This is a genomic window from Devosia sp. (assembly GCF_025809055.1).
Taxonomy (GTDB): domain Bacteria; phylum Pseudomonadota; class Alphaproteobacteria; order Rhizobiales; family Devosiaceae; genus Devosia.
The window spans coordinates 1919461-1945623 of the sequence record NZ_CP075529.1; the positions used below are offsets into that span (position 1 = coordinate 1919461).

Sequence of the window (26163 nt, forward strand, 5' to 3'; positions counted from 1 at the left end):
ACCATGGCCGTCGACGGCGTTTCAGGATCGACCAGCAGTGTGATGTCAGGCTCGCGCAGCACCATTGCGCAGAACTTCGACACCTTCCTCAACATCCTCACCACCCAGCTCAAGAACCAGAATCCGCTGGATCCGCTGGACACCAACCAGTTCACCCAGCAACTGGTCCAGTTCACCGGCGTGGAACAGCAGCTCAAGACCAATGACTTCCTCGAGGCCCTGCTGACCAATACGCAGCAGGCTTTCCGGGCCGATGCCGTCTCCTATATCGGCAAGCAGGTGACCGCCTCGGGCAAGACCGCCGAACTCAAGGATGGCGGCGCCTACTGGGCCTACAATGCCGACGCCAATGTCGCCAATGCCACGGTCACCATCAAGAACGCCGCCGGCAGCGTGGTCTATACCGAAACCGGTTCGCTCAATGCCGGTCCGGGCAGTTTCCTGTGGGACGGCATGGGTACCGACGGCAACAAGCAGGCCGACGGTGTCTATACGATCGAGATCAAGGGCACGAACCTGGCCGGCAACACCGTTCAGGTGTCCACATCGTCGATCGGCGTCGTCAGTGCCGTCGATTTCTCGGGCTCCGAGCCCATGCTGACCGTGGGCAAGAACAAGATCGCGCTGTCCGACGTGACCGATGTGCGCCTCGTGACCGAGACCACGACCGACACCGGCGCCTGATTTCCGGCCACATCGCCACCCAGACCCCGTTCGGCAACGAGCGGGGTTCTGGCTTGTCCCGCGCTGCCCACAATTGATTGATAATCCAGCCGTTTCTTAACCGGTTGTAAGTTTCCCCTTAGGGGTATCTTAAGGCCAATGGCCTACTCTCTTCTCATATGGTCAGGTTTGAGTAGAGAGTAAAATGACCGTACAGATGCGTCCCCGCGTGAAGTACGTTATCGGCCCGGACGGAAGTCCGCTGACGATAGCAGATCTGCCTCCGGCCAATACGCGCCGTTGGGTGATCCGCCGAAAAGCAGAAGTTGTCGCCGCCGTTCGCGGTGGCCTGTTGAGCCTGGAAGAGGCCTGCGAGCGCTATACGCTCAGCGTGGACGAATTCCTCAACTGGCAGGCCGCGATCGACAAGCATGGACTTGCCGGTCTCAGGACAACCTGGATCCAGCACTACCGCGAAGGGTAGGAATTGGCGGGCCGCGCCGGGCAGCTTGCTCCGATGGCGTAGTCTGCGATTCCGTTCCCCCGAGCCCGGGTCGGACAGACCTGCCGGAACACACACATTCGAACCCGCCCGCGCAAGCTGGCGGGTTTGTTTCGTTCTGACATCACCTCAGGACCACGCCCAGAACCTCGATCAAGGCAACGCCAACCGCCCACGTTCACATTTCCTTAACCGGCACCGGCAGTTTCTGCCCAAATTTGCAAGCTGCAACAGCTGGTTAATACATTGTTTACCATCCACTAGGTAATTTTTGCCCATCGGTCGATGGGGGCTCCGACGACCGCGGCACAGTAGCTTTGAGTGGCGGCGTGGAAAGTCTGACGAACCTAATCAACCGGATCGGCCTGCCGCGTATCGCGGCCATGGCCCTGGTCGCCCTGCTGATGCTGGGCTTTTTCGGCTTTCTGATGATGCGGGCGCAGACGCCGAACCTGGCTCCGCTCTATTCCGGCCTCAGCCTCGAAGACTCCTCCGCCATCGTCAGCGAGCTGCAGACCCTCAACATTCCCTATGACCTGCGCGGCGAAGGCGACACGATACTGGTGCCGCGCGACCAGATCACCTCCACCCGCATGACCCTGGCCGGCGAAGGCCTGCCGACGCGCGGCCAGGTGGGCTATGAAATCTTCGACCAGCAATCGACCCTCGGCGCCACCAGCTTCGTCCAGAACATCAACAATGTCCGGGCGCTTGAAGGCGAATTGGCCCGCACCATCGCCTCGCTGACCCGCATCAAGGGCGCCCGCGTCCATCTGGTTCTGCCCGAGCGCGAACTGTTCCGCCGCGAGCGCCAGGACCCCTCGGCTTCCATCGTGCTGTCGGTGCGGGGCGAATTGTCCAACGGGGAAATCCGCGCCATCCAGCACATGGTCGCTTCGGCCATCGAGGGGCTGACGCCGAGCCGGGTGTCCATTGTCGACGACCAGGGCAATCTGCTCGCCTCCGGCAGTGCCGAAGACGCCGCCGGCGCCATGACCGGGCAAAACGACGAGCGCACCCTGGGTTTCGAAAATCGCCTCCGTACCCGCGTCGAGGACATGCTGGCCAATGTCGTCGGCCCGGGCCGCGCCCGCGTCGAGGTTGCCGCCGAGCTCGATTTCAACCGCTCCACCACCACCCAGGAAATGTTCGACCCCGACGGGCAGGTGGTGCGCTCGACCCAGACCCGCGAATCCGAAAATCTCAGCGGCGGCGCCAATGGTCAGGTGACCGTGGCCAATGAACTGCCGGGTGCAAGCCAGAACAATGGCACGGCCGGCGCCACCGAGCAGGGCACCTCGACCGAGGAAGTGGTCAATTACGAAATCTCCAAGACCACCCAGACCAATGTGACCGAGGCCGGCTCGGTCAAGCGCCTCTCGGTCGCCGTGGTGGTCGATGGCACCTATGCCGATGACGGCAATGGCGGCAGCAGCTATGCGCCGCGCACTGCCGACGAAATCGCCCAGATCCTGACCCTGGTCCGCTCGGCCGTCGGCTATTCCGCCGATCGCGGTGACAGTGTCGAAGTGGTCAACATGCAGTTCGCCGCCCGCCCCGACCTGGCCCCGCCCGGCACCGATCAGACGGCTGGCCTTCTGGACTTCACCCGCGACGACCTGATGAACGGCGCCGAAATGGCCGTCACCCTGCTGATCGCGCTGGCACTGGTCTTCTTCGTCATGCGGCCGTTGATCAAGAAGGTCCTGACCCCCGAATCCCGCCCGCTGGCCCTGCCGGTCGCTGCCGAACTCGGCCATCACGGTGTCATGGGCGCCGATGGCCGTATCGTGGGCGGCGAGGAAGAGCTGCCCCCGCCCCCGCCAAGGGACAAGACGCCGGCCTGGGTCACCAACGCCAAGTCCATGGGCGAAACCCAGCTCCAGACCCTCAAGACCGTGGGCAACCTCGTCGAGGAAAACCCCAAGCAGGCCGCGCTGATCGTGCGCGACTGGCTCTCTAGCGCGGCGTAGATCTGATGGCCCTGGTTTCCCAATCGCTCGACGATACCCGCTCCGACAGCCCCATGCCCACGACCATGGGCGCCCAGCTCCAGGTTGGCGGTGAAAACCGCCTGCTCAAGGGCGACGAAAAGGCTGCCGCGCTGCTGCTCGCCCTGGGCCCGGATTACGGCAAGCCCATTTTCGACGAACTCGATGAGCTCGAGGTCAAGCAGCTTTCGCGCGCCATGGTGCGGCTGGGCCCGATCACCCAGGAAATGCTCGACGACCTGATGATCGAGTTCGTCACCACGATCTCCTCGAACGGCTCGCTCTCGGGCAATACCGATTCCACCGAACGCCTCCTCCTCAGCTTCCTGCCGCAGGACAAGGTCGATGCGATCATGGAGGAAATCCGTGGCCCGGCCGGCCGCAACATGTGGGAAAAGCTCTCCAACGTGCAGGCCGACGTGTTGGCGGCCTATCTCAAGAACGAATATCCCCAGACCATTGCCGTGGTGCTGTCCAAGATCGCCACGGAACACGCCTCCAAGGTGCTGGCTGTGCTGCCCGAAGAACTGGCCACCGATGTCGTCCAGCGCATGTTGGGGCTCGATCCGGTGCAGAAGGAAATTCTCGAAAAGATCGAGATGACCCTTAGGACCGAGTTCATGTCGACGCTCAATCACACCAAGCGGCGCGACAGCCATGAGCAGATGGCCGAAATCTTCAACGCCTTCGATCGCCAGACCGAAGCACGCTTCATCACCAATCTCGAAGAAGCCAATCGCGACGACGCCGAGCGCATCAAGCAGCTCATGTTCACCTTCGAGGACCTCGGGCGGCTGGAAATGTCGGCCATCCAGACCCTGCTGTCCAAGCTCGACAAGCGCGACCTTGCCCTGGCGCTCAAGGGTGCCAGCGACGCGCTCAAGGAGTCCTTCTTCTCCAACATGTCGAGCCGCGCCGCCAAACTGCTGCAGGACGATATGAGCGGCATGGGCCCGGTCCGCGTCAAGGATGTGGACGAAGCCCAGACCCGCATGGTCGCAACCGCCAAGGACCTGGCCGCCAAGGGTGAGATCATCATCCTCAAGACCAAGTCCGACGACCAGATGATTGCGTGACGCCATGGCCAGCCCCGCACGCTTCACCTTCGATCTGGACCTGACCAGCCGCTCCGGGCGCCGCGCCGCGCCGCCGGTGCCATCCATTCCCGAGGATGTCGTCGCCCAGTTGGTCGCCAATGCCCGCGAAGAGGCTTTTGCCGAAGGCCGCGCCGCTGGTGCCCGCGATGCTGAAGCCATGGCTGCCCAGACCATCGCCGCTGCCGCGGCGACGCTGGCCACCCAGACCGCACAGATGACGCGGGCCTTTGACGAGGCCCTCGGCGAACAGCATGACGAGGCCGTTGGCCTGGCCATGACCATCGGCCGCAAGCTGGCGCTGCACCTGGTGGCCCGGTTCCCGATCACCGAGCTCAAGGCGCTCATTTCCGAATGCCTGCCCAGCCTTAGCGGCGTGCCGCATCTGGTGATCCGCTGCCACCCCGATCTGGCCGATGCCATCCGCGATGCAGCCGAGGCGCAGATGACCAGTTCCGGGTTTGCCGGCCGGCTGATCGTCATGGGTGATCCCGATATCCGCATCGGCGACGGGCGCCTGGAATGGGCCGATGGCGGCCTGGTCCGCGACATCGCGGCCACCGGCGGCGAAATCGACCGGCAAATTGCGACCTATCTGGCGGCCAAGACCCGCCGAAACGGCTAAGGAGACTTCTGTCATGGCCGATCCGAATGACGATACCGCCGCCGACGCGTTCAGCCTCGACGAAATGCAGGCCCAGGCTCACGAAGCCGGCCAGCAGGCCTTTATCGAGCGCAGCGCCGCCGACCTCGAAGCCGTATTCGACGTGCCCGTCCGCGTATCTGTGGTCCTCGGCCGCACCAAGATGCCGGTCTCCAACCTGCTCAAGCTCGATACCGGAACGGTGATCGAGCTGGATCGCCAGGTTGGCGAGGCTGTCGAAATCTTCATCAATGATCGTCTGGTCGCCCGTGGTGAGATCGTGCTGGTCGAGGACCGGCTCGGCGTCACCATGACCGAAATCATCAAGCCGCAGTAAGGGACCGAGCCATGCGCCTCCTCATCATCGGAGCCCTCGAAGGTCAGCTCTCAACCGCCACCAAGATGGCCATGGATGGCGGCGCCAAGGTCGCCCACGCGCCCTCCATCGAGATCGCCCTCGCGGCCCTGCGGTCAGGCAAGGGAGCCGACCTGCTGCTGGTCGATGTCATGATGGACATTGCCGGGCTGATCGCCGCTCTCGAAGGCGAGCGCATCGCCATCCCCGTCGTCGCCTGTGGCGTCGAGACCAATGCCGCCGCCGCCGTCAACGCCATCCGCGCCGGCGCCAAGGAATACATCCCCCTGCCCCCCGATGCCGAGCTGATCGCCGCCGTGATCGCCGCCGTGGCGCGGGAAACCTCGGATTTCCTGTATCGCGACCCGGCCATGGAGCGCGTCGTGCGCATGGCCGAGCAGATCGCCGGCTCGGAAGCCTCCATCCTCATCACCGGTGAAAGCGGCACGGGCAAGGAAGTCATTGCCAAATATGTCCATGCCCGGTCCAAGCGCGCCAATCGCCCCTTCATCTCCGTCAATTGCGCGGCCATCCCCGAGGCCCTGCTGGAATCGGAGCTGTTCGGGCACGAAAAGGGCGCCTTTACCGGCGCTGTAGCCCGGCGTATCGGCAAGTTCGAGGAAGCCAGCGGCGGGACGCTCCTGCTCGATGAAATCTCGGAAATGGACGTGCGGCTGCAGGCCAAGCTGCTGCGCGCCATCCAGGAGCGGGTGATCGACCGGGTGGGCGGCACCAAGCCGGTGCCGGTCGATATCCGCATCCTCGCCACCTCCAACCGCAACCTGACCGAGGCGGTGCGCGAAGGCAGTTTTCGCGAAGACCTGCTGTTCCGGCTCAATGTCGTCAATCTCAAGCTGCCGGCCTTGCGCGCCCGCCCGGGCGACATCATTGCTCTCTCCGAGCATTTCGTTGCCAAATACGCCAAGGCCAATGGCCTGCCGCCGCGCGAACTGTCCTCGGCGGCGCGTGAAGCGCTGGTCCAGGCGCCCTGGCCGGGCAATGTCCGCGAACTCGAAAACACCCTGCACCGGGCCGTGCTGCTGTCCTCCGGCGATGTCATCGGCCCCGATGCCATCGTCCTGCCCGACGGCATGGGCCTGACCGAAGCCGCCCAGGCCACCTCCCCGGCCCAGCAGCTGGCCCAGACCGCCGAGACCATGAACCGCGCGCTGGTCGGCCGCACGGTCGCCGATGTCGAGCGCGACCTGATCCTCGATACGCTCGACCATACCCTCGGCAACCGCACCCATGCCGCCAATATCCTGGGCATCTCCATCCGCACGCTGCGCAACAAGCTCAACCAATATGCCGACGAGGGCGAACACGTGCCCGAACCTGGCGAAAAGCGGGGGGCGGCTTAAGCTTTATGCCCCGCAACACCACCGTGTCATTCCGGCGCAGGCCGGAATCCAGATCCGCCACTCTCCGCGCCCACCTGGTGCGCGGTGAAGCCAGCGCATGGATCCCGGCCTTCGCCGGGATGACATTGGTGTTTGGGGAAGCATCGTGACCGACATCCAATCCGGCAACAAATCAAGCTTCCAGTTTCCCTCCATCGCGCAGGTGATGAACACCCTGCGCTCGGGGGATATTGCGCTTGCCACCGGGGTGATGGGGCTGATCGTCATCCTCATCGTGCCCATGCCGGCCATGCTGGTGGACATGCTGCTGGCCATTTCGATCATCTTCTCGGTGATGATCCTGATGACGGCCCTGTTCATTCAGAAGCCGCTGGAATTCTCGTCCTTCCCCACGGTCCTGCTCATCGCAACCATGCTGCGGCTGGGCCTAAACCTGGCCACCACACGCCTGATCCTGGGCGAGGGCCATAACGGCACCGCGGCCGCTGGTCACGTCATCGAAGCCTTCGGCAGCTTCGTCACCCATGGCAATTTCGTCATCGGGCTGGTCGTGTTCATCATCCTCGTGATCGTCAATTTCATCGTCATCACCAAGGGTTCGGGCCGTATCGCCGAAGTCGCGGCGCGCTTCAGCCTCGACGCCATGCCCGGCAAGCAGATGGCCATCGACGCCGATCTGTCGGCCGGCCTCATCGACGAGGACACCGCCAAGAAGCGCCGGGCCGAACTCGAAGGCGAAAGCGCCTTCTTCGGCAACATGGACGGTGCCAGCAAGTTCGTGCGCGGCGACGCTATTGCCGGCCTGATCATCACCTTCATCAACGTCTCCGCCGGTATGCTGGTCGGCATCCTGCAGGAGGGCCTGACGTTCCAGGAAGCGGGCAATGTCTATACTCTGCTCACCATCGGCGATGGCCTGGTCAGCCAGATTCCGGCGCTGATCGTCTCGACCGCCGCTGGTATCCTGGTTTCCAAGTCCGGCGTCACCGGCGCTGCCGACAAGGCGCTGACCGGCCAGTTCACCGGCTATCCGCGCGCCCTGGGCATGTCGTCGGCAGTCATGGCGGCCCTGGCGCTGCTGCCCGGCATGCCGCTCCTGCCCTTCATGGCCCTTTCCGGCGCCGCCGGCTACGCCGCCTGGCGCGCCGGTCGCTCCAAGCAGGCCCGTCAGGTCGAAGAAACGGTCAAGCAGATGGCCGAGGCGGCTCCCGCACCGCAGGCTGCCGAGCCCCCGATCACCGACAGCCTCAAGATCGACGATCTCAAACTCGAGCTGGGCTACGGCCTGCTCAGCCTCGTCAAGGAAGACGAAAGCGGCACCGATCGGCTGACCGAACAGATCAAGGCCCTGCGCCGCCAGCTGGCACTGGAACTGGGCTTCGTCATGCCCCCGGTCCGCATTCTCGACAACATGCAGCTCGAGCCCAACGACTACAAGGTGCGCATCAAGGAAGTCGAAGCCGGCGCCGGGCAGATTTTTGCCAACCAGCTCATGGTCATGGACCCCTATGGCAACCCGATCGATCTGCCGGGCACCCATACCACCGAGCCGACCTTCGGCCTGCCCGCCACCTGGATCGAGCCGGCGCTGCGCGACGAGGCGGAGCTGCGCGGTCTCTCCATCATCGATCCGTCGACGGTGATTTCCACGCACCTGACCGAAATCCTCAAGGCCAATGTTGCGGACCTTTTGAGCTACGCCAATGTGCAGTCCCTGCTCTCCGGCCTGCCCAAGGACCAGCAGAAGCTGGTCGAGGACCTGGTGCCGGGCCAGATTTCGGTATCGGGCCTGCAGCGGGTGCTCCAGGCTCTGCTCACCGAGCGCATCTCCATCCGCGACCTGTCCGGTATCCTCGAAGCCATCGCCGAAATCGCCGGCAATGGCCGCTCCATCCAGACCATTACCGAGCATGTCCGGGCGCGCCTGGCTCGCCAGATCTGCGCCGCCAATATGGGCCCAGACGGCAACCTGCCGCTCTTGACCCTCGGCCCGCAATGGGAGCGCGACTTTGCCGAGGCCATGGTCGGCGATGGCGAATCCCGTCACCTCGCCATGGCTCCAAGCAAGCTGCAGCAGTTCATCGCCGCAGTGCAGAACGCCTTCGAGCGCGCCGCCCAACAGGGTGAGCTACCGGTGCTCATCACCTCGCCAGGGATGCGCCCGCATGTCCGCTCGATCATCGAACGCTTCCGCCCGCAGACTGTGGTGATGAGCCAGAACGAGGTTCACCCCCGCATCCGCCTCAAGACCGTCGGCAGCGTCTGATCAGCCGGATCTAGGGCGGTAACCCTAGCCCATGCCACCTGGAACGATCGGGGGCAGGTCGAGCTTTGCCGCCTCCTCGGAGGTGTCGACTTGCTCTTCCTCGGCCAGTTCCCGCTCGGCCTCGTACCAGAACTCCTGCTCGCGGCCCTCGGGCTGCCCCGCCTCGACCCAAAGCTGGTAGGCGCGGTCGCGGATCTTGCTGTCTTCGATCGGTTGCATCTGCCGTTCTCCTTGCTGCTGCTGGATGAACGCGGGGCCTAGCGGCAGGTTGCGCGGGAACGCCAAAGTGAGCCGCGCATTATCGATGGACCAGAAGGGGCTGGCTGATGAAACTGTTTTCCTGCGACCATTGCGGCAATACCGTCTATTTCGAGAACGCGGTCTGCGAGCGCTGTGGTCATGTCCTGGGCTACGCGCCCGAGCATAATGCGCTGGTCTCGCTCGAGCCCGACAATGGCGCCTGGACCAGTCCGGCCCTTGGGACCAACTATGTGTTTTGCGCCAATCAGGCCCATGGCGCCTGCAACTGGCTGGTGCCCGCGGCGCCCGGCGGCGACGTCTATTGTGCGGCCTGCCGCCACAACGAGACCATTCCTGCCATTGCCGATCCGCTCAATCTGGGCCGCTGGCAGACCATAGAGCGCGCCAAGAAGCGGCTGTTCTACTCGCTGATCCGCCTCGGCCTGCCGCTCCACACCCGCAGCGAAGACCCCGGACACGGCCTGGCCTTCCGGTTTCTCGCTGACGACCAGGCCGCGCCCGAGCGTGTGATGACCGGCCATGACAATGGCATCATCACCATCGCGCTGGCCGAGGCCGACGATGCCGAGCGGGAATATAGGCGCACGCGGATGGGGGAACCCTATCGCACCCTGCTGGGTCACTTCCGCCACGAAATCGGGCACCATTTCTGGGACCTGCTGGTCGCCGGCGGTCCGCATCTCGCGCGCTTTCGAGAGCTGTTCGGAGACGAGCGCGCCGACTACGGCCAGGCCCTCGAGGCCCACTACGCCAATGGCGCCCCGGCCGGCTGGTATCACAGCCATATCAGCGCCTATGCCACGTCCCATCCCTGGGAGGATTTCGCCGAGACATTCGCCCATTACCTGCACATCACCGACACGGTCGAGATGGCGGCCGCCTTTGGCGTACGGGCCCGGCCGCGCACCGAGGACAACAGCCTCGCCATGCCGCCAGTGACCTTTGATCCCTACATGGCGCCGGACATGGAGGCGATCGTTGAAAACTGGATCCCCCTCTCCAGCCTCATTAACAATCTCAACCGCGCCGTTGGCCAGCCCGACGCCTACCCGTTCATCCTGACCCCGCCGGTGGTCGAAAAGCTCGGCTTCGTGAACAATCTGGTGCACCAGGCTCATGCCCTCCAGCACCTGTCCAATCTGGAGCGCAGCGGGGCCTGATTGCCCTCGGCTGGTGCCGGCGCTACAAGGCGGGCATGAGCGATATCGTCATTCTGCCGGTCCCCGTCTTTTCCACCCTGTCCAATGCTGCCTTCGCCTTGCGGCGCGAGGTTTTCGTGTGGGAACAGCAGGTGCCCGAAGACGAAGAGCACGACGCCCACGACATGACGGCGACCCATTTTGTCGCCGTGGCGGAGGGTGAAGTGGTCGGAACCCTGCGTCTGCTCCTGCTGGATGAGCATTGCAAGATCGGCCGGGTCGCCGTGCGCCGCGCGTTCCGGGGACGCGGCATTGCCCGAAAACTCATCGCCCAGGCCATGTCGGCTGCGCGCGACATGGGACAGACCCGTTTCTACCTCACGGCCCAGTCCGACAAGCTCGGTTTTTATGAAAGCCTGGGCTTCGTCGCCTTTGGTCCCGAATTCATGGATGGCGGCATGCCGCATCGCGCCATGCGTGATTATGACAAGGCCAGCGCCGTCCTGGTGGATTAAGCCCCGCTTAACGCATTAACCCGGCAGAACCTGCGCCGCCCCGGATTATCCGCTAAGCTCCTGTCTGTCGGTGGGAGCGCGCCCGGCGGACAGCCAATCGGTCCGCAGCGCCGCACCAACCGGTTCGCAGGGTTCTGCGGACAGGAAAACCGCTCTGGGAGGCGGAGAGGACCGGCGCCGCGCCTCGCGGCAGCCGGTCTTTTCAATCCCGGTTCCAGAAAAATGGAAAAAATTGGTTCGGAACGGTCCGGGCGGACCTGCGTTCACCGATCATAACAATGGGCCGCACGCCGCTCCACCTCGCAAGTTTTGCGGCGCGCGGCCCTGTTCACCGCAACGATGAACCTAAGGAGCCTACAATGATCCGCACGCTTTTGACCACCTCGGCTGTTGCCCTGGTCCTCAGCACCGCCGCCATTGCCCAGACTGCTACGCCGGAGACCCCGGCCCCGGACACTACGACCGAGCAGCCGGCTGATACCGCGACCGATCCGGCCGCTCCTGCAGCCGGTGATACGGCGACCGACCCCGCTGCTCCGGCAGACGACGCGGCAGAGGACCCGATGGCACCGGCTGACGATGCGGCTGCTCCGGCCGATGACGCGGCTGCACCGGCTGATGACGCCGCTGCCCCTGCCGACACCATGGAATCCGATGCCGAAATGGCCGATGAGCCTTGGGACATGTCCGCAGGCTACATGGCCGGCGAAGGTGATGCCCTGGTGTCTCAGGTCCTGGGTGCCCCGATCTTCTCCAGCGGCGCTGAAGACGCCGAGCAGATCGGTACCGTCAATGACCTGGTGATCTCCGCCGATGGCGAAATCCATGCCGTGGTGATCGGTGTTGGTGGCTTCCTCGGCATCGGTGAAAAGAGCGTCGCCGTCGACTTCCAGTCGCTGGAATACACGGTGGCCTTCGACCAGACCGATCGCTGGGTGCTGGGCACCACGGCCGAAGCCCTGACGGCTGCCCCGGACTTCGTCTGGGAAGCTGACGCCGCTGCCGATGCAGCGATGGATCCTGCCATGGCTCCGGCCGATGGCATGGCGCCCGCTGATCCGGCCATGGCTCCGGCCGATCCGGCAGCTGATCCTGCCGCCGCTCCGGCCGAGCCGGCCGCAGAGCCCGTCACCCAGTAATCTCGGTGACCCAATACGAAAGGCCCGCTTCGGCGGGCCTTTTTTCATGCGGTCGTGCTCGAGCGTTTCACCCTCAAACTGAACCATCGCCTTCATCGCCCCCTCTCCCCTCAAGGGAGAGGGATGGGGTGAGGGGTGAAAGTCTCTCGGCAAATATGTGAGTGTGAACCCCTCATCCGGCGCTTCGCGCCACCTTCTCCCCTCAGGGGAGAAGGGAAAGGCTCCGTCTTTTCAGTCCTATCGCGAAGCGGGCTAGACTGCCTACTGGCGCTGAAACCGCAGACGCGCGACTTCGTCATACTCGGCCTGCTCGGCCTTGTTCTGTTCGTCGCGTTCCCGCTGATGCTCGCGCTGGTCGAGCAGTTCGACCTTCTTGAGGTCCTCGAGCGCCTCGGCCAGTGCATCCTGCGCTGCCTCGAGCTTGCCCTTCATGTCATTGGCCGACGCCAGGAGGTTGTCGCGGCGCGTCAGGGCAGCCTTGGCAAAGGTTGAATAGGCGAAATGGGCGACATCGGAAATGCCGGTCTTGGTGTGCTCGACTTCGATCTGCTGGTCGAGTTCGGACGCCATGCGCTCGAAATCGGCGATCATCATTTCGATCTGGGCAACCTGACGGCGCTTCTCGTCCACCTGGAACTTCTTGAGCCGAATGAGGCTCTCGCTGCGCGATTTCAAGACCTGTACTCCTTACACATCAAGTCAGTTCCGGAACCGGGCCAATACAACGACCCGCCTCCATCAGTCCCCCGCGTCCGCCTCGGCCACGATCCCGGCAAGCATGGCATAGCCCTGCCCGATCGTGGTCGTTTCATCCCGCGCCTGCCCAAGAAAGGCCTCGAGGCGCGGATTGATGGCGATCGCGCGGTCCACATTCGGATCTGACCCTTTCCGGTAAGCCCCCAGCCGGATCAGCTCCTCCATGTCCGAATAGATGGACATGAGCTCCCGCGCCCGCGTCAGGGTCGGCCGGACCTCTTCCGGCACGCAGCCTGGCATGGTGCGCGAGATGGACCGGAGCACATTGACGGCCGGGTAACGCCCCCGTTCGGCAATGCCGCGTTCCATCACAATGTGCCCGTCGAGAATGCCGCGTACGGCATCCGCTATGGGTTCATTGTGATCATCACCTTCCACCAAAACGGTAAATAGACCGGTAATGGAGCCCGAATTGGGCTTGCCCGGTCCGGCCCGCTCGAGAAGACGCGGCAATTCGGTGAAGACGGTGGGCGGATAGCCCTTGGCCGTGGGCGGTTCGCCGATCGACAGGCCGATCTCGCGCTGGGCCATGGCAAAGCGGGTGAGGCTGTCCATCATGCACAGCACCCGCTTGCCGGCGTCGCGGAAATATTCGCTGAGCGCCATGGTCACATAGGCCGCCTGCCGCCGCATCAGCGCCGCCTCGTCGGACGTCGCCACCACGACGACGGCGCGTGCCAGGCCCTCCTCACCCAGATATTCCTGGATGAATTCGTGCACCTCCCGGCCGCGCTCGCCGATCAGCCCGATCACCGACACATCGACATCGGTATTGCGCGCCAGCATCGACATCAGCACCGACTTGCCGACACCCGACCCGGCAAAGATGCCCATGCGCTGGCCTTCGCACATTGTGGCAAAGGTATTGAGGCACCGGACCCCCAGTTCCACCGGCTCGCCGACCCGCGCCCGGTCATGGGCAGCAAGGGGAGACTGGCGCAACCCGTAGCTCATGGCGCCGCGTGGCAGCGGGCCCAGCCCGTCGATCGGCTCGCCCATGGCATTGACCACGCGGCCGAGCCAGCCTTCCGAGGGGCTCACGGCGCCATCATGCCGGCGGAACACCGCCTTGCAACCAAGGCGCACCCCGCTCAATTCGCCAAAGGGCAGGCACAGCGCGTGCCCGTCGCGGAAGCCGATGATTTCGGCAGCCAGCTGGCCGCCATCGCTGGCTTCGATCAGCACCCGTCCGCCCACGCGCAGTTCGCGGACCGGCCCGATGATCTCGATCAAAAGGCCCTGAACCGACTTGACCCGCCCGAAGACTTCCACGTCTTCGATGGCGTCGATGGCCGATATCAGTGCTTTCATGGCTCGCCAGCGCGCATCACTATGGTTTCCACCTCGGCTCGAATCGTCGCCGTGTCGCGAATCGGACCGTAACCGATCGTTAACCGAAAAGCTTTATTGGCAATGATGATCGGCGAAATCCGCCCGGCGCCCTCATTGCGCCCAAACCACCCCCAAATGCTACGATTGCTTGAGTCCCGAGAGTCGCTTGTCAGGCTTTCTTAATGTTCTACCTTAAGAAATTTTTGTATCATTTATCTTTGTTTTTCAACGAGTTAAATTAAATTCACCTTACCGCCGTTTGCGTATTGCGGATCAGAATTAAACTTTGTTAACTAGTTGGGCTTAGGCTTCAGTCATATCCAGTAGGGTTGGAGCGGGACGGGCAATTTGGCCTTGCCTCCCGCAGGTTCCAGCAGGAACGAATGACAAGGGGAATATAATGCGGGTACTCCTTATTGAGGACGATAGCGCCACGGCGCAGAGCATCGAACTGATGCTGAAGTCCGAAAGTTTCAACGTCTATACCACCGACCTGGGTGAAGAAGGCGTCGATCTCGGTAAGCTCTACGACTACGACATCATCCTTCTCGATCTGAACCTGCCAGACATGAGCGGCTACGAAGTGCTGCGCACTCTGCGGGTGGCCAAGGTTCAGACCCCGATCCTGATCCTGTCCGGCCTGGCCGGTATCGAGGACAAGGTTCGCGGACTCGGCTTCGGTGCCGACGACTATATGACCAAGCCCTTCCACAAGGACGAACTCGTGGCCCGCATCCACGCCATCGTCCGCCGCTCCAAGGGCCATGCCCAGTCGGTCATCTCGACCGGCGACCTCATGGTCAACCTCGACACCAAGACCGTCGAGGTTCAGAGCCAGCGCGTGCATCTGACCGGCAAGGAATACCAGATGCTGGAGCTGCTCTCGCTGCGCAAGGGCACCACCCTCACCAAGGAAATGTTCCTCAACCACCTCTATGGTGGCATGGACGAGCCGGAACTGAAGATCATCGACGTCTTCATCTGCAAGCTCCGCAAGAAACTTTCCGTCGCCACCGGTGGCAAGAACTACATCGAGACCGTCTGGGGCCGCGGCTATGTGCTGCGCGAGCCGGACGAGAACGAAGTTTACAATGAAAATGTCGCCTGACCCCAAAAGGTCCATGCGATAGGATCAACCCCGCGCCCAGGCGCGGGGTTTTTGTTTGCGGCCGGTCCTCTGTGTCCCGGAACTGCATCTGTTCCCCCGCGTTGCGCCCAGAGCAACAAAAAGGGGGAAATCATGTCGGACATGTCGCAACGCCTTCGCGAACCGCTTGTCATCGCCATTCTGGTCGTGGCCGTAGCCGGCTGGCTGGCCTTTCTCGCCATGTGGATCAACACATCCGGTGAAAGCGACCGGCTGCGAGCCGAAATCAATCAATTGACCGCCGAGCAGACCGAGGCCAATCGGCTTCTCGAGGAGCGCGAGGCGAGCCAGGGCACTCTCGAAGAGTTGACCGCCGCCCGCGACGCCGCGCAGCAGGAGAGCGAAACGGCCACCGCCGCCCTTGCCGATATCAACACCGCGCTCGAAACCCGCCAGCAGGAACTCGACGGTATCAACGAGGCTCTGTCGACGCGCCAGCAGGAGGCGACGGCCCTCACCGCGCAGGTCGACGAGGCCCAGGATCGCACCGAAGAACTGGCCTCGCGCCAGGCCAGCCTGCAATCGGAAATCGATAGCTCCGGCCGGCAATTGCAGGATGTTGGCGGACGCCTCGAAGAAGCCCGCCGCCAGGAGGAGACAGCAACCGCCAATCTGGCGCAACTGATCGAGGAAGCCGCCAACACGACCGCAAGCCTGGCCGAGGCACAGAGCCAGTTGCAGTCCGCACGGGGTGAACTCACCACCGCCCAGCAGCAATTGGCCGATACCACGGCTCAGACCGAGGAAGCCGGTGCGCAGGTCGCGGCCCTTGAGGCCCAGGTCACCGAACTCGAAGACAGGCGCACCACGCTTGAAAGCGATGTCGCCGGCTACGAGCAGCAATTGTCGACGCTGCAGCCGCAGGTGGCCGAACTGACAAGTACCCTGGCGCAGCGCTCAAGCGAACTCGAAGCCGTTGAGGCCGAAATCGGTGCCGGCATGCCGTCCGCACCGGCAGGAACGCAGTTTGCCGTCTCCGCCGAGGGTCAGGCCAATGGCCTCTCCCTGACGCTCAATGACGATGGCAGCTTTGAAATGCGCGACCGTATCAACCGCGCGGTGACCGGTGCCTATGAGCTGTCCGGCGGCAACCTGGTCCTGTCCGACGCCGTTGGCCGCCTCGGCGATGCGACATTCCCCATGACCTGCCCCGTGGACGAAGACGATGGCGGTCTCACCATCGGCGCGGCCGAGGCCTGCCCCCTCTCCGGCCTGCGTTTCGAGCGGGTAGAGGCTGACCCCGCCCAATAGACCCCGGCTTGCTTCACATCGCGGCGCTTCGGCGCCGCGATCTTTTTTTCACCCTGCCCCCGGTGTCGAATTCACCGCGGCCCGCTCGTCACCCTGTCACAGTCGCAATCGCGACAGAACAGGGAGACCAACCATGATCCGCAGCCTCATACTCGCCAGCGCCATCCTGGCAACCACGCTTCCCGCGCTCGGCGAGCCCGTCGGCGACTATGTCGATGTCAACGGCATGCGCATGTATTACGAGAAGTCCGGCAGCGGCGACCCTCTGATTGTCCTGCACGGCGCCTATATGAACATCCCTACCATGGGTACAATCATCGGGCGCCTGGCAGAGACCCACGAGGTTTACGCGCTCGAAACACAGGGTCATGGCCGCACCAATGACCTCGACCGCCCCATCACCTATCCAAACATGGCCGGTGACGTTGCCGCCTTCATGGATGCCGTCGGCATCGAGAAAGCCGATATCGTGGGCTATTCCATGGGCGCCGCGACCGGCCTCAGGCTGGCCATCGACCACCCCGAAAAGGTCGACCAGCTGGTGGCTGTCTCTGTGTCCTACGACATGGAGGGCGCGCAGCCCGAATTTCTGGCCATGATCCCGACCATGGCGCCCGAAATGTTCATCGGCTCGCCCATGGAGGATGCCTGGAAGCAGTTCGCACCCGACCCGGACGGGTTCCGCCCATTCGTCGAACGCATGATCGCCCTTGAGCACGAGCCGCTGGCCTGGGGCGAGGATGTCGGCAAGCTTGACGTGCCGGTGCTGATCATTGCCGGCGATGCCGACATGATGACGCTCGAACATCTGGTCAGCATGTTCAAGCTGCTCGGCGGCGGCATGGCGGGCGACATGGGCAACCCGCTCTCGACCTCACGCCTCGCCATTCTTCCGGCGACCTCGCATACGGCGGTCATCGACCAGACCGATCTCCTGATGGGTTTCATTGACCCCTTCCTCAAGGGCGAGACACCCAAGGGCATGTTCGATCAGTAAAAAATGATGCCGGGGACCATTTTCCCCGGCTTCCCTCTTGACCAGAAGGCGTTCTCGCCCATGCTCTCGCCCGTCATAGACACGGACCGTCATCGGGAGGGTGCAGGCCATGGGCGAGGCAGCAACGCAAAGCCGCCGCGAAACCGATCGCGCCATCAACGCCGTCTGGCGGGTCGAGCAGGCGCGGGTCATTGCCGGGCTGACCCGTATGGTGCGCGATATTTCCCTCGCCGAGGAACTGGCCCAGGATGCCCTGATGGCCGCGCTCCGGGCCTGGCCGGAAAGCGGCGTGCCGCGCAATCCCGGCGCCTGGCTCATGCAGGCCGGCAAGCGCAAGGCCATCGACTACTTCCGTCACCGCAAGATGGCATCCGGCAAGCTCGAGGAAATCGGCCGCACCATGGAGGAGGACGTGGCTGATACCGAGTCCGCTCTCCATGACCACCTGGACGATGATGTCGGCGACGATCTCCTGCGGCTGATCTTCACCTCCTGCCACCCTATCCTGCCCGCCGAGTCGCGCGTGGCGCTGACGCTGCGTCTTTTGGGTGGGCTGACCACCGAAGAGATCGCCCGCGCATTTCTGGCCAATGACACCACCATCGGCCAGCGCATCGTGCGCGCCAAGCGCACCATTGCCGAGGCTGGTGTGCCCTTCGAAGTGCCGCGCGGGCCCGATCGCGACGAGCGCCTGGCCTCGGTGCTCGGGGTTCTCTACCTCATCTTCAATGAAGGCTATTCGGCCACCGCCGGACAGGACTGGATGCGGCCGCAGCTCTGCGAGGAAGCCATGCGCCTGGGCCGCGTGCTGGCCGGGTTGATGGCCGAAGAGCCCGAGGTGCACGGCCTGTTGGCGCTGATGGAATTGCAGCATTCCCGGGTGCGGGCCCGCACCGATGCCAAGGGCAATCCGGTCCTCCTGCCCGACCAGAACCGGGCCCTGTGGGATCAGTTGATGATCCGCCGCGGGCTCGATGGCCTCAACCGCGCGCAACAGCAGGGCGGCGCCATGGGCCCCTATACGCTGCAGGCCGCCATTGCCGCCTGCCATGCCCGTGCCCGCACTGCCGATGACACCAACTGGGCCCAGATCGCCAGCCTCTACACCATCCTCAACCAGATCACACCCTCGCCGATCATCGAGCTCAACCGGGCCGTGGCCGTGTCCATGGCGGATGGGCCTGCGGCGGCCCTGCCGCTGATCGACGCCCTGCGCGAGGCACCGGCCTTGGCGAACTATCACCTGCTCTATGGCGTGCGCGGCGACCTGCTGCACAAACTGGGCCGGCTGGACGAAGCCAGCGCCGAGTTCCGGAAGGCGGCGGACCTCACCCGCAATGAGCGCGAAAAGGCGTTCCTATTGGCCCGCGCGGACAATCGAAACTAGACCGTCTGACCTGTGAGTTGAACCATCGCCTCCATCGCCCCCTCGCCCCTCCGGGGAGAGGGTTGGGGTGAGGGGTCAAAGCCCCGGGCCATCGCCATTCTGAACCCTTCAACCAGCCTGTCGCGCCGCCCAGGATCAAGTCTGGGGCAGGCTCTTCTCCCTGTCGGGAAGGGAGGGGTTCCGTCTTTTCCAACGTGAAGATATCTAGGCGACTGCGGCCTGGGGCACGTCGAACTTGGCTTCGAGCACGGTGCGGTCGAACGGCTTCATCATATAGTCGTCGGCACCGGCCTTGAGGGCCATGGCGACCGCGCCGATGTCGTTCTCCACCGTGCAATAGATGACCCGGGGCTTTTCGCCGCCGACATAGGCGCGCAGGAGTTTCAGAAATTCCAGCCCGCTCATGATCGGCATCTGCCAGTCGAGGAAGATCGCGTCCGGCATCTGCTGCCGGCACTTGTCATAGGCTTCCTGCCCGTCCTCGGCCTCATCGACACTGTAGTCGAGGTCTTCGAGGATACGGCGGGCCACTTTGCGCACTACGCTGGAATCGTCAACGATCAGACAGCTTCGCATGTCGGGCCCCGCCAGAATGTGGTCGGACCCGAATATGCAGGGTAACTGGTTGGCGAATAGTTAGCGTAATCGCCGCTATTCGGCTGCAGCGTCCGAAGATTTCGGCGTGGCGGTGAAGAAGAACATGTCGTTCTCGAGCCCGATATTGAGGTCCATATCGGTCATGCGCGCCAAAAGCCCGGTATAGAAGGGCTGGATACCGCGCGCATCGACGAACCCTTCATCCGGCGTGCCCGACAACAGGCCCGCCGAGCCGGAGGGCACAAGCGTCTTCTGCCGCTTTTCCGGATCGCTCGAAGAGGTGAACTCGAACTTTTCGGTGCCCGCAGGCCCACTGATGACAGCCTTGACCTTGCCGCCGCGCGGCACCGAGCCGGCAGCGATCAGAAGCATGTTCATGAACAGCTTGGCCTTGTGCTTGGGCAGAAGGATGAGGGGAACCTCCCATTCGAGATCGGCCTTTTCGATGTCGAACAGGATGCGGGCCACGCGCTCGCATTCGCGCGTATCGATATCGGTTCCCGACGTCGAGGAAGCCCCATAGGCCAGGCGCGCAAATTCGAGCTTGGCGCGGCTCTGCTTTGCGGCACTGGCGATCAGGTCGCGCGCGCCTTCCGCCATTTCCGTCTGCGCCGGGTCCGAGAGCACTTCCAGCCCGTTGCCGATGGCCCCGATCGGATTGATGAGGTCATGGCATACGCGCGAACACAGCATTGCCGCGAGGTCTGTTGCCTTGAGCTCGATGAGGTCGGCCATGTCTTGTCTCTCCGTGGACGCGCGGGAATCACTTTGCGTGACAATAGAGTGCCCGCGCGGCCAGCACTACCGGGTCGAAAGCGATTTGGACAGCCGCTCCCAATTGGCAATGCCGCGGCTGGCGGCGGCGTCCGGCGCCAGCATGAACGCCTCGCGGTTGGAGGCTGAATAGAAGAAGAAGAGACGCTGCTTGTGCAGCACAAAAATCAGGGGATCGGCATCCGAGACAAAGCCCCGCGACATGCCCATGGCGCCGTGCCCGCCATATTGCGGCGAGTAGATTTCCGGATGCGCCTTGAACACATCCCGGTTGGCTTCGGTGGCAAAGAGCCAGGGTGCCCCCTGCCAGGTCCATTCATATTCGGGCTTGCCCGGCAGCGGCGCCGCTTCGGTAAAATATGAAACCGGGTCCATGCCGCCAATGGCGAGGCCCGTCAGCGGATCGGTCAGGATATAGTCGACGATCGACTGCCCGCGCGCCGGAGTAATAGTGGCCGCTGCAAGGCCAAACAGCGGCAGGATCAGGGCGATCATGGTTAAGATTTGTTTAGAGGTTTGCTTCATTATTGAGCCACTGATCGGCCAGGTGCCGGCCTCACTGTGACCACAAGACCTTAAGGTCTTCATAAGCGGGCGGCGCAAGCCAAGGGAGATGTCCATGTTCAAGGTCCTAGCCAGACTGCTTATTCTTTTGCCGCTGCTCTTGGCCGGCCCGGCCTTTGCCCAGGGCTCGCTCAGCGACACCTATTCGGGCGAGGAACTGGTGGAGAGCGGGCGCGAATTCTTCGGCTCCGCCGCCCAGGGCCTGGCCTCGGTCGTCGAACGCGCCATCAGCCAGTTCGGCCTGCCCAATGGCTATGTGCTGGGCGAGGAAGCCGGCGGCGCCCTGATCGTCGGCGCCAAATATGGCGAGGGCACGCTCTATACCCGCAATGCCGGCCAATATGCCCTTTACTGGCAGGGCCCCAGCATCGGCTTCGACGTCGGCGGCGATGGCTCCAAGGTCATGATGCTGGTCTATAACCTTCAGACCATCCAGGACGTCCTGGGCCGCTATCCGGGTGTCGATGGCTCCGCCTATGTGCTGGGCGGCTTCGGCATGACCGTGACCAAGCGCCGCGATGTGGTGATCATTCCCATCCGCTCCGGCGTCGGCGCGCGGCTGGGCATCAATGTCGGCTACCTCAACTTCACCAATCAGCCCACCTGGAACCCTTTCTGAAGCACCCCTGCTGGTGCAATTGTGATGAAAAGCCGGGGTGCTGAACCCCGGCTTTGTCGTGACGGCGCCACGCAAACCCGTTAGGGTTAACGAATGGCGAAGGTGGTTTCCGCCGGCCTTTGCTGCCAGATAGTGCATGAGGGCCCCGCTTCGGGGTTTGCTGCCTGGCTTCGTCGGAGACTGGCTCGATGCTGATCGAGAACATCATGTATTTCGCGCTGGGCCTGCTGGTCGCAGGATTGGCTGCGCTCGTGATCATGCCGGCTGTCTGGCGCCGCGCCGTGCGCCTGACCAAGCGCCGCATCGAAGCCGCGACCCCCATCACCATGGCCGAATTCCGCGCCGACAAGGATCAGCTGCGCGCCGAATTTGCCCTCTCCACCCGGCGTCTCGAGATGAATGTCGAGGCGCTGCGCAAGCGCCTGGCCCAGCAGGTCGGCGAAGCCAGCCAGAAGCGTGCCGACATGGGCGCCCTGCGGGCCGAGCGCGAAAAGCACAACGCCGTGGTCGCGGAGCTGGAAGCGCGCGAGGCCGAACTGCGCGAACGCCTGCTGCAATTGGAAAAGGACGGCGCCGATCTGTCCCAGCGCCTGCGCATGCGCGACCGCGATGTGGAAACCCGCAATTCCGAAATCGAAACCCTGCGCAATTCGCTGCGCGGCGGCCTGCCCGGCGCGACCGAGGTCGATGGCGCGACCCTCAGCGGCGACTACGAGGACGATGTCGACCGGCTGACGACGGCCCTCGCCATCGAGCGCAAGCGCGCGTCATTCCTCCACGAACAGGCGACAAACCTCATTTCGCGTCTGGAAAATTCCGACCGTCGCAGCAAGGACGCCACTGCCGCCATCGCCCAGATGCGCGATGCCCTGGCCGGCCGCGACGCCCAGCGCGAAGCCGATGCCGAGCAATTGGTGGCGGCCGAGGCCCGCATTGCCAGCGCCGAAAACCGCCTCAACGCCCTCCTGGCCGAAGCCACCCATGCGGTCAATGAAAGCGAAGGCCAGGTCGAGCAGCTCCTGGCCGACAAGCTGAGCATGGAAGAAGAACTCGAAGCCCTGCGTGGCAAGGTCGCCAATGCCGAGGCGGCGATCATGAGCGATTGGGAATCAGAGCGCTTCGAAGATGCGCATCTGCGCGAAAGGCTCAACGACATCGCCGCCAGCGTCAGCCGCTTGGTCTATGCCGTGGACCACGACACCAGCGCCGCCCCCGAGGAAAGCCTGTTCGACCGCATCCAGCGCTTTGCCGATGACGGGGAAACCGTCGACATGCTGCCCACCACCGAGCAGAACCAGCGCGGCACGGTCTCCGAGCGCCTGTCGGCACTGCGCGAAATCCAGGGGCACTGACCCAGGAGCAAGCTGCTATTCGGCCGCGATCCGTACCGTGCGCTGCAATTGCCCGCTGCCGGCGTCGAATACCGACAGCATCACCGCATCTCCGGCCCGATAGGTCACCTGCACCGTTCCATCGCTGGTCAGGGCCGAGATCACCTCGCTTCCGGCGGGGATGCTCACCACTTCGGCAATGGCCGGCGGCGGGCTGTCGCGCATGACGCGATAGACAAGGGCGAAACCGATCGCCATAAAGCCCAGCAACAGGATGCCCATCGAGATCGCGAACGACCGGCGGGCCTTTCCAAGCATGGCCAGAGCCTCGGGCGTCAGCTCGTTGCTGTCGGCCTGGCTTTGGTTTTGATCAGGATTGCTCATGGCAGAAGACACCGATTTTGAGGTCGAGGGCGAGCCCGTCGCGCTTGTGGTTGGCCCGGACATGGCCGGCGGCCGGCTGGACGCGGTTCTGGCGAAGGCGCATGACGCCCTCAGCCGCAGCCGCATCAAGGACCTGATCCTGGTGGGCGCCGTCACCATTGACGGCCGCCCGGTCAGCGAACCCAAATACCGGCTCAAGCCCGGCGAGACAATCGTCCTTGTTGCCCCACCCCCCGAGGATCCCGATCCGCAGCCCGAGGACATCCCCCTCGACATTCTCTTTGAGGACGAGCACCTGATCGTCATCAACAAGCCCGTCGGCATGGTGGTCCACCCCGCCCCCGGCTCGCCCTCCGGCACGCTGGTCAATGCGCTGATCTTCCACTGTGGCGACAGTCTCAAGGGCATTGGCGGCGTCAAGCGCCCGGGTATCGTGCATCGGCTGGACAAGGACACGTCCGGCGTCATGGTCGCCGCCAAGACCGAAAAGGCGCACAAGCACCTGTCCGAGCAATTTGCCGATCATGGCCGCACCGGCCCCCTGCATCGCGCCTATATCGCCTTTGCCTGGGGCGCCACCCAGTCCGGCATGGGCACCATCGACGCCCCTCTGGGCCGCGACCCGGGCAACCGGCTGAAACAGGCGGTGCTGAAATCGGGCCGCGAGGCCATCACCCACTATGCAGTCGAGGCCCGCTACGGGGCACAGGGCTGGGATGTCACCCGCATCCAGTGCCAGCTCGAAACCGGCCGTACCCACCAGATTCGCGTGCACATGGCCCATATCGGCCACCCGCTGGTCTCCGATCTTCTCTATGCGCCCGGCTTTGCCACCAAGGTCAACAAGCTCCCCGAGGCGCTGGCGAGCATGGTCAAAGGCCTCGGCCGCCAGGCCCTGCACGCGGCCGAACTGGGGTTCGAGCATCCCGCCACCGGCGAGGAAATGCTGTTCGAAGCCGATCTGCCGGAGGATCTTCAGGCCCTGCAGGCCGCGCTCGATCCCTATGACCGGGCCATCGCGCCATAGCATGGCAGGTTCTCACCGAGACGTGTTTGAACCTTTCGCCCTTTTATCGTATTGTACCGATGAATGAAGCGACCAATCGCCGGACCCTTTCCGATTTGTAACGTTTTCGCGGGTTCTGCCTCTTAAATTGGTCACAGTGCGACCTATATTACCGATATCTGCCTGTGTGCCTCAGGGACACGGGACAGGCGGTCCGCCCGCGTCATGCGGGGGAGTGTGAAAGGGGGTGCGTCCATGGCCCAGTCAAATCTTCCGGTCCTCTCATCCGAGGGAGGCCTTAGCCGCTATCTTCAGGAAATCCGCAAGTTCCCCATGCTGGAACCGGATGAAGAATACATGCTGGCCAAGCGCTACAAGGAACATGCCGATCCCGGCGCCGCGCAGAAGCTGATCACCAGCCACCTGCGCCTGGTCGCCAAGATCGCCATGGGCTATCGCGGCTATGGCCTGCCCATTTCCGAGGTCATCTCGGAAGGCAATGTCGGCCTCATGCATGCAGTCAAGCGCTTCGAGCCCGAAAAAGGCTTCCGCCTGGCCACCTATGCCATGTGGTGGATCAGGGCCGCCATTCAGGAATATGTCCTGCGCTCCTGGAGCCTGGTCAAGATCGGCACCACCGCCGCCCAGAAGCGTCTGTTCTTCAACCTGCGCAAGGTGAAGGGCCAGATCGCCGCCCTGGACGATGGTTCGCTCCATCCCGACCAGATCAAGCAGATCGCCACCACGCTCAACGTCACCGAAGCTGACGTGGTGCAGATGAATTCGCGCCTTTCGGGCGACGCCTCGCTCAATTCCCCCATGCGGGCCGATGAAGGCTCGTCCGAGTGGCAGGATTGGCTGGTCGACGACACGCCCGATCAGGAAACCACCCTGGGCGAAACCGAAGAGTTCGACGAGCGCATGACCATGCTGAATTCAGCCATGGACGTGCTCAACGAACGCGAACGCGCCATCTTCCAGGCCCGCCGCCTGCAGGACAATCCCGCCACGCTCGAAGAACTGGCCCAGCAATACGAGGTCAGCCGCGAGCGAATCCGCCAGATCGAGGTGCGCGCATTCGAAAAGGTGCAGGACGCCGTGCGCGAGCAGGCCGGCGCCTGAGCAATTCAACCGATGAACAAAAAAACGCCCCGGTGATGAGCCGGGGCGTTTTTTATGGCCGGGATGGGGTGGGTAGGGAAGCGGACTGGCGGCTTCTGGTGACAACCTAACGCTTTTCTTCGCCCGCAAAGCGACTGCTTTCGAGTGCCTCATCATTCTCCTCGATCCACTTTTCCAGCCTGGTCATACGATCCGGCCAGACTTCATTGTACTCGTGATCGAACGTGGTCATGCAAAGGGCTACTCTGTTTAGATGACCGTCGGAGTAGCGTTCCGACCAATTGTTCGAGAAATGTGTCTCGTACTCTCCATGATCAAGCCTGGAATAACCCCTCATAAAGCCCTCGTAGCTCGGATGGGCGCTTTCGGAGAGGTCCGCGTATACGGCCATAAGGCCTGGGTACTCGTTGTCGCACTTCTCTAGCACGGACACGATGTTCATCGATTTTGGAGCATCGGGGTTGTTGCGGGCGCCTAGCAGCAGCACGGAAGTCTTCTCTCCGAAGGCGTTGAAGTCCAGCGTCCCTTCGATCACTCGCAGCATCTGTTTGTTGAGATAGATCAGAGTGGCGAGCGTCTCGAACGCGCTCCGGAGTAATATCCGAGCACCTAGGATGTGCGAACCGTGATAGAGGACCTGGGACTGTTGCAGGAGGTCCACTAAGCGCCAGGCCACCACCTCACGCAGCATCCATACTCGAAAAGTTGATTTCCATTTGTAGACGATAGAATTTCGTGAAATTAATCCACCAACAGGTATGCTCGTCATCAATGTTGCACTCCAAGCTTCGAGTGTCTCATCGACCTGCATGATTTCATCGACTCCCAGTTCTATGCGATTTCACTAGCTGTACCATCTTTGCGCCGAACTACACTTGTCCCAGGAACCCTACGACGGCAGCTTTCGGGTGGCTATCAGCTTATCCCGAATGGCTGAAATGGGGTCGCTTCCAGCCCGTCGGCTTGC

The 26163-nt window shown here is 63.2% G+C and carries 27 protein-coding genes; 19 read left to right on the forward strand and 8 right to left on the reverse strand.

From position 1 onward, the window contains the following. The first annotated feature begins 3 nt into the window (after positions 1-3). The 8 genes from KIT02_RS09330 (at position 4) to flhA (ending at position 8875) form a co-directional block, all read left to right on the forward strand. Positions 4-684: a flagellar hook assembly protein FlgD gene (locus tag KIT02_RS09330; RefSeq protein WP_297577173.1), complete on the forward strand. Its 681-nt coding sequence runs from the start codon at positions 4-6 to the stop codon at positions 682-684. Positions 685-868: 184 nt separating this feature from the next. After that, on the forward strand, positions 869-1147 hold the full coding sequence (locus tag KIT02_RS09335) for a DUF1153 domain-containing protein (protein ID WP_035085775.1): 279 nt from the start codon (positions 869-871) through the stop codon (positions 1145-1147). A gap of 347 nt (positions 1148-1494) precedes the next feature. Further along, positions 1495-3138: a flagellar basal-body MS-ring/collar protein FliF gene (gene fliF, locus KIT02_RS09340; RefSeq protein ID WP_366520537.1), complete on the forward strand. Its 1644-nt coding sequence runs from the start codon at positions 1495-1497 to the stop codon at positions 3136-3138. A gap of 65 nt (positions 3139-3203) precedes the next feature. Beyond that, on the forward strand, positions 3204-4232 hold the full coding sequence (gene fliG / locus KIT02_RS09345) for a flagellar motor switch protein FliG (RefSeq protein WP_297585201.1): 1029 nt from the start codon (positions 3204-3206) through the stop codon (positions 4230-4232). Positions 4233-4236: 4 nt separating this feature from the next. Then, positions 4237-4875, forward strand: a complete 639-nt coding sequence (locus KIT02_RS09350) for a FliH/SctL family protein (protein ID WP_297577178.1) — start codon at positions 4237-4239, stop codon at positions 4873-4875. 64 nt (positions 4876-4939) lie between these two features. Continuing rightward, complete coding sequence (fliN, locus tag KIT02_RS09355) at positions 4940-5230, forward strand: flagellar motor switch protein FliN (RefSeq protein WP_297585204.1); 291 nt, start codon at positions 4940-4942, stop codon at positions 5228-5230. 11 nt (positions 5231-5241) lie between these two features. Then, positions 5242-6609, forward strand: a complete 1368-nt coding sequence (locus KIT02_RS09360) for a sigma-54 dependent transcriptional regulator (RefSeq protein WP_297577186.1) — start codon at positions 5242-5244, stop codon at positions 6607-6609. A gap of 205 nt (positions 6610-6814) precedes the next feature. Next, a complete protein-coding gene (gene flhA / locus KIT02_RS09365) occupies positions 6815-8875 on the forward strand; it encodes a flagellar biosynthesis protein FlhA (protein ID WP_297585207.1) in 2061 nt (686 codons plus the stop codon). 24 nt (positions 8876-8899) lie between these two features. On the opposite strand, the gene KIT02_RS09370 is transcribed toward flhA, so the two are convergent. Continuing rightward, complete coding sequence (locus tag KIT02_RS09370) at positions 8900-9094, reverse strand: DUF2934 domain-containing protein (RefSeq protein WP_297577189.1); 195 nt, start codon at positions 9092-9094, stop codon at positions 8900-8902. A gap of 107 nt (positions 9095-9201) precedes the next feature. Between KIT02_RS09370 and KIT02_RS09375 the strand changes: the two genes are divergently transcribed. From KIT02_RS09375 to KIT02_RS09385, 3 genes are all read left to right on the forward strand, one after another. Next, on the forward strand, positions 9202-10296 hold the full coding sequence (locus KIT02_RS09375) for a putative zinc-binding peptidase (protein ID WP_297577191.1): 1095 nt from the start codon (positions 9202-9204) through the stop codon (positions 10294-10296). A 35-nt stretch (positions 10297-10331) separates the two neighbouring features. Beyond that, positions 10332-10790 (forward strand): GNAT family N-acetyltransferase, encoded by a 459-nt coding sequence (locus tag KIT02_RS09380; protein ID WP_297577193.1) that lies wholly within the window; start codon positions 10332-10334, stop codon positions 10788-10790. A gap of 359 nt (positions 10791-11149) precedes the next feature. Further along, entirely contained in the window at positions 11150-11929 is a 780-nt protein-coding gene (locus KIT02_RS09385; RefSeq protein ID WP_297577195.1) for a PRC-barrel domain-containing protein, read from the forward strand. A gap of 261 nt (positions 11930-12190) precedes the next feature. Here the strand turns inward: KIT02_RS09385 and fliJ are convergent, their stop codons facing one another. Both fliJ and fliI read right to left on the reverse strand, forming a co-directional pair. Further along, the gene (gene fliJ / locus KIT02_RS09390) at positions 12191-12604 is read right to left on the reverse strand and encodes a flagellar export protein FliJ (RefSeq protein ID WP_297577198.1); all 414 of its coding nucleotides are present in this window, start codon (positions 12602-12604) and stop codon (positions 12191-12193) included. A 63-nt stretch (positions 12605-12667) separates the two neighbouring features. Next, complete coding sequence (gene fliI, locus KIT02_RS09395) at positions 12668-13996, reverse strand: flagellar protein export ATPase FliI (RefSeq protein ID WP_297577199.1); 1329 nt, start codon at positions 13994-13996, stop codon at positions 12668-12670. A gap of 421 nt (positions 13997-14417) precedes the next feature. Between fliI and ctrA the strand changes: the two genes are divergently transcribed. The 4 genes from ctrA to KIT02_RS09415 all read left to right on the forward strand — a co-directional run bounded on the left by ctrA (position 14418) and on the right by KIT02_RS09415 (position 18799). After that, complete coding sequence (gene ctrA / locus KIT02_RS09400; protein ID WP_297577201.1) at positions 14418-15125, forward strand: response regulator transcription factor CtrA; 708 nt, start codon at positions 14418-14420, stop codon at positions 15123-15125. A gap of 132 nt (positions 15126-15257) precedes the next feature. Beyond that, positions 15258-16415, forward strand: a complete 1158-nt coding sequence (locus tag KIT02_RS09405; protein WP_297577203.1) for a hypothetical protein — start codon at positions 15258-15260, stop codon at positions 16413-16415. Between the two features lie 133 nt (positions 16416-16548). Further along, positions 16549-17412, forward strand: coding sequence for an alpha/beta hydrolase (locus KIT02_RS09410; RefSeq protein WP_297577205.1), 864 nt, complete (start codon positions 16549-16551; stop codon positions 17410-17412). A 109-nt stretch (positions 17413-17521) separates the two neighbouring features. Further along, positions 17522-18799, forward strand: a complete 1278-nt coding sequence (locus tag KIT02_RS09415; RefSeq protein ID WP_297577207.1) for an RNA polymerase sigma factor — start codon at positions 17522-17524, stop codon at positions 18797-18799. Positions 18800-19003: 204 nt separating this feature from the next. Here the strand turns inward: KIT02_RS09415 and KIT02_RS09420 are convergent, their stop codons facing one another. The 3 genes from KIT02_RS09420 to KIT02_RS09430 all read right to left on the reverse strand — a co-directional run bounded on the left by KIT02_RS09420 (position 19004) and on the right by KIT02_RS09430 (position 20665). After that, complete coding sequence (locus KIT02_RS09420) at positions 19004-19375, reverse strand: response regulator (RefSeq protein WP_297577209.1); 372 nt, start codon at positions 19373-19375, stop codon at positions 19004-19006. A gap of 75 nt (positions 19376-19450) precedes the next feature. Then, positions 19451-20131, reverse strand: a complete 681-nt coding sequence (gene chpT / locus KIT02_RS09425; RefSeq protein WP_297577211.1) for a histidine phosphotransferase ChpT — start codon at positions 20129-20131, stop codon at positions 19451-19453. Positions 20132-20197: 66 nt separating this feature from the next. Further along, positions 20198-20665 (reverse strand): YHS domain-containing (seleno)protein, encoded by a 468-nt coding sequence (locus KIT02_RS09430; protein ID WP_297577213.1) that lies wholly within the window; start codon positions 20663-20665, stop codon positions 20198-20200. Between the two features lie 118 nt (positions 20666-20783). Between KIT02_RS09430 and KIT02_RS09435 the strand changes: the two genes are divergently transcribed. Beyond that, entirely contained in the window at positions 20784-21353 is a 570-nt protein-coding gene (locus KIT02_RS09435; protein WP_297577215.1) for a DUF1134 domain-containing protein, read from the forward strand. Between the two features lie 188 nt (positions 21354-21541). Next, positions 21542-22705: a hypothetical protein gene (locus KIT02_RS09440; protein WP_297577217.1), complete on the forward strand. Its 1164-nt coding sequence runs from the start codon at positions 21542-21544 to the stop codon at positions 22703-22705. A 15-nt stretch (positions 22706-22720) separates the two neighbouring features. On the opposite strand, the gene KIT02_RS09445 is transcribed toward KIT02_RS09440, so the two are convergent. Continuing rightward, entirely contained in the window at positions 22721-23068 is a 348-nt protein-coding gene (locus KIT02_RS09445; protein WP_297577220.1) for a DUF6476 family protein, read from the reverse strand. Here KIT02_RS09445 and KIT02_RS09450 point away from each other — a divergent pair. Together KIT02_RS09450 and rpoH are read left to right on the forward strand one after the other, a co-directional pair. Next, the gene (locus KIT02_RS09450) at positions 23067-24095 is read left to right on the forward strand and encodes an RluA family pseudouridine synthase (RefSeq protein WP_297577222.1); all 1029 of its coding nucleotides are present in this window, start codon (positions 23067-23069) and stop codon (positions 24093-24095) included. The genes KIT02_RS09445 and KIT02_RS09450 overlap by 2 nt on opposite strands. 234 nt (positions 24096-24329) lie before the next feature. Then, positions 24330-25196 carry an RNA polymerase sigma factor RpoH gene (gene rpoH / locus KIT02_RS09455; RefSeq protein WP_297577224.1) on the forward strand — a complete coding sequence of 289 codons (867 nt, stop codon included), beginning with the start codon at positions 24330-24332 and terminating at the stop codon, positions 25194-25196. A gap of 106 nt (positions 25197-25302) precedes the next feature. Here rpoH and KIT02_RS09460 read toward each other — a convergent pair whose 3' ends face one another. After that, entirely contained in the window at positions 25303-26007 is a 705-nt protein-coding gene (locus KIT02_RS09460) for a hypothetical protein (RefSeq protein ID WP_297577226.1), read from the reverse strand. Positions 26008-26163: the final 156 nt, after the last annotated feature.

Coding starts and splice junctions, on each gene's coding strand:
- fliI (WP_297577199.1), bottom strand. CDS start 13,996: ATGAAAGCACTGATATCGGCCATCGACGCCATCGAAGACGTGGAAGTC.
- KIT02_RS09415 (WP_297577207.1), top strand. CDS start 17,522: ATGGGCGAGGCAGCAACGCAAAGCCGCCGCGAAACCGATCGCGCCATC.
- KIT02_RS09335 (WP_035085775.1), top strand. CDS start 869: ATGACCGTACAGATGCGTCCCCGCGTGAAGTACGTTATCGGCCCGGAC.
- flhA (WP_297585207.1), top strand. CDS start 6,815: ATGAACACCCTGCGCTCGGGGGATATTGCGCTTGCCACCGGGGTGATG.
- KIT02_RS09460 (WP_297577226.1), bottom strand. CDS start 26,007: ATGCAGGTCGATGAGACACTCGAAGCTTGGAGTGCAACATTGATGACG.
- chpT (WP_297577211.1), bottom strand. CDS start 20,131: ATGGCCGACCTCATCGAGCTCAAGGCAACAGACCTCGCGGCAATGCTG.
- rpoH (WP_297577224.1), top strand. CDS start 24,330: ATGGCCCAGTCAAATCTTCCGGTCCTCTCATCCGAGGGAGGCCTTAGC.
- KIT02_RS09440 (WP_297577217.1), top strand. CDS start 21,542: ATGCTGATCGAGAACATCATGTATTTCGCGCTGGGCCTGCTGGTCGCA.
- KIT02_RS09435 (WP_297577215.1), top strand. CDS start 20,784: ATGTCCATGTTCAAGGTCCTAGCCAGACTGCTTATTCTTTTGCCGCTG.
- KIT02_RS09330 (WP_297577173.1), top strand. CDS start 4: ATGGCCGTCGACGGCGTTTCAGGATCGACCAGCAGTGTGATGTCAGGC.
- KIT02_RS09420 (WP_297577209.1), bottom strand. CDS start 19,375: ATGCGAAGCTGTCTGATCGTTGACGATTCCAGCGTAGTGCGCAAAGTG.
- KIT02_RS09405 (WP_297577203.1), top strand. CDS start 15,258: ATGTCGGACATGTCGCAACGCCTTCGCGAACCGCTTGTCATCGCCATT.
- KIT02_RS09445 (WP_297577220.1), bottom strand. CDS start 23,068: ATGAGCAATCCTGATCAAAACCAAAGCCAGGCCGACAGCAACGAGCTG.
- KIT02_RS09450 (WP_297577222.1), top strand. CDS start 23,067: ATGGCAGAAGACACCGATTTTGAGGTCGAGGGCGAGCCCGTCGCGCTT.
- fliN (WP_297585204.1), top strand. CDS start 4,940: ATGCAGGCCCAGGCTCACGAAGCCGGCCAGCAGGCCTTTATCGAGCGC.
- KIT02_RS09370 (WP_297577189.1), bottom strand. CDS start 9,094: ATGCAACCGATCGAAGACAGCAAGATCCGCGACCGCGCCTACCAGCTT.
- ctrA (WP_297577201.1), top strand. CDS start 14,418: ATGCGGGTACTCCTTATTGAGGACGATAGCGCCACGGCGCAGAGCATC.
- KIT02_RS09385 (WP_297577195.1), top strand. CDS start 11,150: ATGATCCGCACGCTTTTGACCACCTCGGCTGTTGCCCTGGTCCTCAGC.
- fliG (WP_297585201.1), top strand. CDS start 3,204: ATGGGCGCCCAGCTCCAGGTTGGCGGTGAAAACCGCCTGCTCAAGGGC.
- KIT02_RS09350 (WP_297577178.1), top strand. CDS start 4,237: ATGGCCAGCCCCGCACGCTTCACCTTCGATCTGGACCTGACCAGCCGC.
- KIT02_RS09410 (WP_297577205.1), top strand. CDS start 16,549: ATGATCCGCAGCCTCATACTCGCCAGCGCCATCCTGGCAACCACGCTT.
- KIT02_RS09375 (WP_297577191.1), top strand. CDS start 9,202: ATGAAACTGTTTTCCTGCGACCATTGCGGCAATACCGTCTATTTCGAG.
- KIT02_RS09430 (WP_297577213.1), bottom strand. CDS start 20,665: ATGATCGCCCTGATCCTGCCGCTGTTTGGCCTTGCAGCGGCCACTATT.
- KIT02_RS09380 (WP_297577193.1), top strand. CDS start 10,332: ATGAGCGATATCGTCATTCTGCCGGTCCCCGTCTTTTCCACCCTGTCC.
- KIT02_RS09360 (WP_297577186.1), top strand. CDS start 5,242: ATGCGCCTCCTCATCATCGGAGCCCTCGAAGGTCAGCTCTCAACCGCC.